Annotated in this window: 5 protein-coding genes and 1 pseudogene; 4 read left to right on the top strand and 2 right to left on the bottom strand. The window is 40.8% G+C overall.

The genetic code is table 11. The annotated features are described in order from the left end of the window. Positions 1 to 188: pseudogene (locus Q0507_RS07285) on the top strand (hypothetical protein); the annotation flags it as partial. A 234-nt stretch (positions 189 to 422) separates the two neighbouring features. Here the strand turns inward: Q0507_RS07285 and Q0507_RS07280 are convergent. Next, positions 423 to 1,790: an NCS2 family permease gene (locus Q0507_RS07280; protein WP_298714516.1), complete on the bottom strand. Its 1,368-nt coding sequence runs from the start codon at positions 1,788 to 1,790 to the stop codon at positions 423 to 425. 146 nt (positions 1,791 to 1,936) lie between these two features. On the opposite strand from Q0507_RS07280, the gene Q0507_RS07275 reads away from it, so the two are divergent. The 3 genes from Q0507_RS07275 to aroD all read left to right on the top strand — a co-directional run bounded on the left by Q0507_RS07275 (position 1,937) and on the right by aroD (position 4,951). Continuing rightward, positions 1,937 to 2,356: an Rrf2 family transcriptional regulator gene (locus Q0507_RS07275; RefSeq protein WP_298714513.1), complete on the top strand. Its 420-nt coding sequence runs from the start codon at positions 1,937 to 1,939 to the stop codon at positions 2,354 to 2,356. 246 nt (positions 2,357 to 2,602) lie between these two features. Next, the gene (locus tag Q0507_RS07270; protein WP_298714510.1) at positions 2,603 to 3,847 is read left to right on the top strand and encodes an MFS transporter; all 1,245 of its coding nucleotides are present in this window, start codon (positions 2,603 to 2,605) and stop codon (positions 3,845 to 3,847) included. 309 nt (positions 3,848 to 4,156) lie between these two features. Further along, entirely contained in the window at positions 4,157 to 4,951 is a 795-nt protein-coding gene (gene aroD / locus Q0507_RS07265; protein ID WP_008602292.1) for a type I 3-dehydroquinate dehydratase, read from the top strand. A 45-nt stretch (positions 4,952 to 4,996) separates the two neighbouring features. On the opposite strand, the gene Q0507_RS07260 is transcribed toward aroD, so the two are convergent. Next, positions 4,997 to 6,232: a shikimate kinase gene (locus tag Q0507_RS07260; protein ID WP_298714506.1), complete on the bottom strand. Its 1,236-nt coding sequence runs from the start codon at positions 6,230 to 6,232 to the stop codon at positions 4,997 to 4,999. Positions 6,233 to 6,328 lie beyond the last annotated feature (96 nt).

Genomic DNA, 6,328 nt, shown 5'->3' with positions numbered 1-6,328 from the left:
ATACTTTAGGCTCTAGCAACGATTCTGTTCAAATTGCTTATTGGGAAAAAGATAATAAAGTTCATATGCTCTACTTTGCTTCCTCAAGAAACCAAAACTATGTAAGCAAAATTGTAGATTCAGTAGGGCCATTAAAAGAAATCGATTCAAGTCGTACAGACTTAATCGGTGTAAAAACAATTCGTTAATACTAAACCTTAATAAGACTCTATAGCACGATTCGGTAATGCCATACGACGTTAGCATTTAGTAAAAGAGTACATAATAAAAAACCTATCTCCTAGATACTAGAGTAATATCTTTGGAGATAGGTTCTTTTAGTGGATGTAATTTACATATATTTTGTTCTTGAGTATTAGTGATTTTATAGCTATCAATATAAAGCAGCTTTCACTAATAGCATAATTATGGGCATACGTTAATTAGAAGAATACGTAGCGTATGATAACGAGTACCGCTAATACGTACATAATCCAGTTAACTTCTTTTGCACGGCCCGCAATGATTTTGAGTAGAGGGTATGCAATAAGACCTGCAGAGATACCGTTAGCGATGCTGTATGTGAATGGCATTAATACGATAACGAGAAATGCAGGGAAGCCTTCTGTCCAATCATCAAAGTCGATGTTGCGAATAGCACCTAACATGAGGGCCCCAACAATAACGAGGATTGGAGATGTTGCTGCATTTGGTACAAGAGATACTAAAGGGGCAACAAATAAGCAGATTAAGAATAGTACACCTGTTGTTACAGCTGTTAAACCTGTGCGGCCACCAGCACCAACACCTGCCGCACTTTCAACAAAGGCAGTAATCGTAGAAGTACCGAGTAATGCGCCCGCACTTACACCAAGAGCATCTACGGTCATGGCTTTCCCAAGACCTGGGAATTTACCAGATTTAGGATCCGCGATTTTCGCTTCTGTAGCAGTACCGATTAAAGTACCCATAGAGTCGAATAATTCTACGAAGGTGAATGAAAAGATAATCGTGATTAAGCCCATGTGAAGAGCGCCAGGAATATCTAATTGAAGGAATGCCGCTTTAGAGAAATCAGGTACTGCCAATACAGTGAAGTTCTCAGGCATTGTGGAAAGGCCTGTCGCATAGGAGATAACCGTTGTTACCAAAACACCAATCAAGAGAGAGCCTTGAACCTTACGAGCCATTAATAAAGCCGTAAAAATGAGGCAGAAGAGAGCCAACAAGGTTTCGCTACTGTGCAAATTACCAAGCGTTAAGAGTGCTTCGGATGCTGGAGGTACTAAATTACCATGTGTTTGCACGACTTGACCTAAGGAGTTTGGAGACAAACTAATGGAGATAGCCATCAAGCCAGATAATTTCAAACCGATGATAGCAATGAAGAGACCGATACCAACGGTAATAGCAATCTTCATGGAGGCAGGAATGCCTTCAACGATCATTTGTCGCACCGATGTAAGTGTTAATACGAGGAATACGAGACCTGAAATGAATACCGCACCTAATGCTGTTTGCCAAGACACACCCATTCCCAGAACTACGGTAAAGGAGTAAAAGGCTAAGAGGCCAACCCCTGGAGCGAGTGCAATCGGATAGTTAACGAATAGACCCATAGAAATCGTAACGAGACCAGCGCCTAAAGCGGTTGCGATGAGGACTGCATCTTTGTCCATGCCTGCAAGGCTAAGAATGTTTGGCGCCAAGAATAGGATGTACGCCATCGTGATAAACGTAGTGATACCTGCTAAAATCTCGGTTTTAACGGTTGTACCGCGTTCATTGAGTTGAAATAGTTTATCTAACATTAGATAACACCCTCCCTATATCAAATTAAAATCATACCTAAATAAAAATATTTCGATATATGTATAGTGTATCATATTTCCCACCAATTTTTGTATGAATTTATGATATACTATTAATATATTATGAATGATATAGAGGTTAACTTATGAAAATATCTACAAAAGGGCGTTATGCCTTACGGATCTTGGCGGATATTGCAGAATACGGTGTAGAAAAAAATGTACCGATTCGTGAAATTGCAGAACGTCAAGGATTTTCCGATAAATACTTAGAGGGGATTGTATCTCGTCTATCCTCTGCGGGTCTCGTTAAAAGTGGACGTGGTAAATACGGTGGATACCGCTTGGTGAAAGCTCCATCTGAATACAATGTATATGAAATTTTATATGCTGCTGAGGATTCTATTGCTCTCGTGTCTTGTTTAGAAGATGATGTAGAGCCATGTCCTATGTTTAATGATTGCTTGACGGCTCCATTGTGGCAGCATTTGCAATCAGAATTCCGTCATGTTATGGAACGTGTTTCCTTGCAAGATGTAATGGATCACAAATTTCCGGTGGAATAATTGATAGCTTCTAGGGTTTTTGTATGAGCAATTTTTGCGAATGACTACATTGTAGGAGTATCTTTTAAGTGAGTTTTATGGAAAGAGTCGCGTTTCGTATGCGGCTCTTCTTTATATATGTGATTAGAACTTAGATTAGTTAGTTAGGTCGATAGAAATTTAAGTGGAAATATAATTAAATATATTTGTATGTATATTAGTTTCTATTAGTTTTTCTATACAATTATACGCGGAAGGGAGGTAAATATGAGTTCAACTGAATATGATGCTCGAGGTGGCATGCGAAACGTATGGATTATTACGGCTAGTATGACTGTGCTAGCCATATGTTACACAATGATAATTCCGTTTCTGCCTATATATCTGTTAGAACTCGGTGTTCCTAAGGATGATGTGGCACTTTGGTCAGGCCTCGTCTTTGGCATTACCTTTCTTATCGCTGGCATTATGGCGCCAATTTGGGGTAAAATTGCGGATAACAAGGGCAAGAAGCGGATGGCTCTACGAGCTGGTTTTGCAATTGCCGTTTGTTATGTCCTTATCGGTATGGTAACGGATCAGTACCAATTGTTGATGGGGCGTGCCTTAGTTGGGTTCGCTAATGGTTTCTATCCTGCGGCGATGACCATGGTGTCCCTCAGCGTTGATGAGAAACAGGTAGGCCGTGCCCTCGGCATATTCCAAACAGGTCTGATTTTAGGCAATGTCATCGGCCCATTTTTAGGTGGTGCCGTTGAAAGTGTCGTAGGTATGCGCCCTGTATTTTATATATCTGGTATAGCTGTATTCATTGCTACTTTGGCGGTATTGTTTCTTGTAAAAGAACCAATACTAGATGTTGAAAATACAGCTTCTAAGGAGCAGTCCAAACAGCCGGTAAAAGCTACATCCTTGCGAGAAGATTTTAAGTCGGTTCAAGAACAACCTGTATTAATAAGACTTTTGTGGATTTACTTCTTTATGCAATGTGTCATCATGATGCTACAGCCTATTTTGGCGCTTTATGTAGGTGATATGCAAGGCACTATGGAAGGGGCAGCCATCATTTCAGGTACAATCCTCAGTATCGGTGGTTTAGCCGGTTCCTTAACGACCAATATATGGGTGCGCATCGGTGAGCGTCGTGGGTACTTTAGAACCATTTCCTACTGTATGCTTGGTAGTGGTGTTGTTCTTTTACTTCAAAGCTTACCAGTAGGTATCTGGTGGTTTGGTGTACTACAAGTATTAATTGGCTCTTGCATTGTAGGGATCAACCCATCTTTGAGTGCAGCTGTAACACTTAATACAGAACCAGGCTTTAGAGGTCGCATGTTTGGTATGACGACGACGGCTCAACAATTTGGTTCCATGGTAGGTCCAGTGTTTGCAAGTATTGTATCTACCTATATTGGGATATCCTATGTATTTAGCATTACAGGTTTGCTATTACTCTATATGGGATTCCAATCACGGAAACTATCCGTACAACATGATAAATATAGTGTGTGAATTAGAGTCTAACAAGCTCCTTACTAATATATTGGTAAGGAGCTTTTACTTTTTTATGCTATTTCTATAATACGAGGCTTTCAGATACAGACCGTTTATTGGTAAGAGGTCTTAATCTAGGGTATAAGAAAAAGTGATGTTAATCGTTAATCTAAGAATACTGTTTTAGTGCATAATAGCAGGCTTTCATACGTTTTTAGTGAATAGCAATTCAATATGGGCGGATTGATTGCTTTTACAAAAATATTGGTATATAGTTAGTTTAAGGTAAGTCATTAGTCTCACCGTGTGGGACAGAAAGGAGTTATTATGGTCCGTATCGGTCATACTGTACTCGGCGAAAAGGGTACAAAAATATGCGTGCCTATTGTGGGCACAACAATGAAAGAGATTCTAGATGCCACCGCGGTAGCATGTAATACACCGTGTCACGTAGTGGAGCTACGCATTGACTATTTTGAGCGGGCCCACTCCATTGATGCTATTATTGAACTATTAATGCTTATCAAGCCACAACTGAAAGGTCGTGGGTTGCTCTTTACATGGCGCACAAAAGGTGAAGGTGGGGAAAGAACGATTTCTACACAAGATTACTTTACAATGCTAGAGCGTTTGATTCCTACAGGATTGGTGGATGCTATTGATATTGAGCTGTTTTTTGATCAAGATAGAATGCTTAAAACGATAGAGTTTGCTAAGGTTCATGGAATCACTATTATCATGAGCAACCATGATTTCCACTGTACGCCGAGCCGTGAAGTCATTGTAAATCGACTCATTCAAATGAAAGAGTTCTTGGCCGATGTGCCAAAGATTGCCGTTATGCCTCACACAACTGGTGATGTATTAACGCTACTTGAAGCAACGGCTGAAGTGAAAGCTTTATATCCTTCGGATCCAATTATTACGATGGCAATGGGAGAACTAGGTGCTGTTACACGCACTGCAGGTGCTCTATTTGGAAATGCCATGACCTTTGCCTCTGCTGGTAAAGCATCGGCGCCAGGTCAAATCGATGTACATGCTTTAAAACGAATTCTAGATACCATCGATGTAGATGGTGTATTTGACGAACAACAACATAAACGCGTAAAAGTGCATTAAAAAAGTCGGCGAGAGCCGACTTTTTTAATATTTTAAATTAATTTCTTATAATAAGTTTGCTTCGAAGTCTTCTAGTATAGCTGCCACTGTTTCTGGTGCATTACGATTATGTTCTACGATGCATTGTGCAAAGCTTTCATACATTGGAGTGCGAGTTTCTTCGAGTTCACGTAAACGTTCTATGCCGCCACCAGATAGGACACGACCTGAAGTAGATAGTTTTTCTACAGGTTGCGTTAATTGGTAAATACGACCATTTTGGCGTAGATGTGCATAGTTTTTAGGTACTGTTACACAGCCGCCACCAGTGGAGATGACAAGGCCAGTTTCTGTGCCTAATTTTGCAATCATATCCGCTTCTTTTTCACGGAACGCAGCTTCCCCTTGTTCCGTAATATATGTGGAGATATTACCGATTTCTTTTTCTAGCTCTTGATCGACATCAATACAAGTACGGCCCATCTCTTTGCCGATTGCCTTGCCTACTGTTGTTTTCCCAACCCCAGGCATACCGATGAGGATGATATTTTCCTTTTCACGGCGCATATCTCGTAAGATTTGCTCGGTTTCCTTGGTGCCAAAGCTTTCACCTTGGAAATGATTAGCCGCCTCAACGCCTTGTGCCACGAGGAAAGGGAGACCATCACAGTGCGGAATATCCATCATTTCTGCTTGTAAAAGCAAAACGGTACGGCGAGGATTGTAGATGAGATCTACAACGCCTTCTAATTTGGAAAATTGCATAATATCTATCAGGCTAGCCGGATTATGCGGATACATCCCGATAGGAGTGCAGTTAATGATAATCTGCGTTGTTTCGTAGTAATTAGGTGCATCGGTATAGAGCGGAGCTGTTTTACGGGATAGATGCGTGATGCTCTTAGCACCTAGATCTTCAAGAGCCACGTGAACGGTAGCAGAAGATGCGCCATCGCCAAGGATGATGCATTCCTTACCGGATACATCGATACTAGCATGTTTTAGAGTGAATACAAATCCATCGTAGTCTGTATTGTAACCATGCCATTTGCCGTCTTTACGGACCATCGTGTTTACACAGCCAATGCGTTCCGCACGAGGGTTAACTACATCGCAGGCTTCAAGGGCATTAACCTTGTAAGGGAAGGTAATATTAATACCTTGTAATTCTGGATTTGCGAAGAACTCTTGCAGTTGGCTCGGTTCTCGTTCAAATAATTCATAATTAGTATTTCCCAAAGCATTGTGGATGCGTGGGGAAAAGCTGTGGCCCAACGTACGGCCAAGTAAACCAAATTTCATAGGACCTCCTAGGTCAATATACACAAAATGGCTAATAGGCTGTCACCTATTAGCCATTGGAGTTTTAAAACTATATCCATTGTACTATATATGTCA

Origin of the sequence: uncultured Veillonella sp. (assembly GCF_938010505.1) — a bacterium.
Classification (GTDB): Bacteria; Bacillota; Negativicutes; order Veillonellales; family Veillonellaceae; genus Veillonella.
Note: the sequence above shows the minus strand (reverse complement) of the source record. Positions and strands in the feature narration are given on the sequence as shown.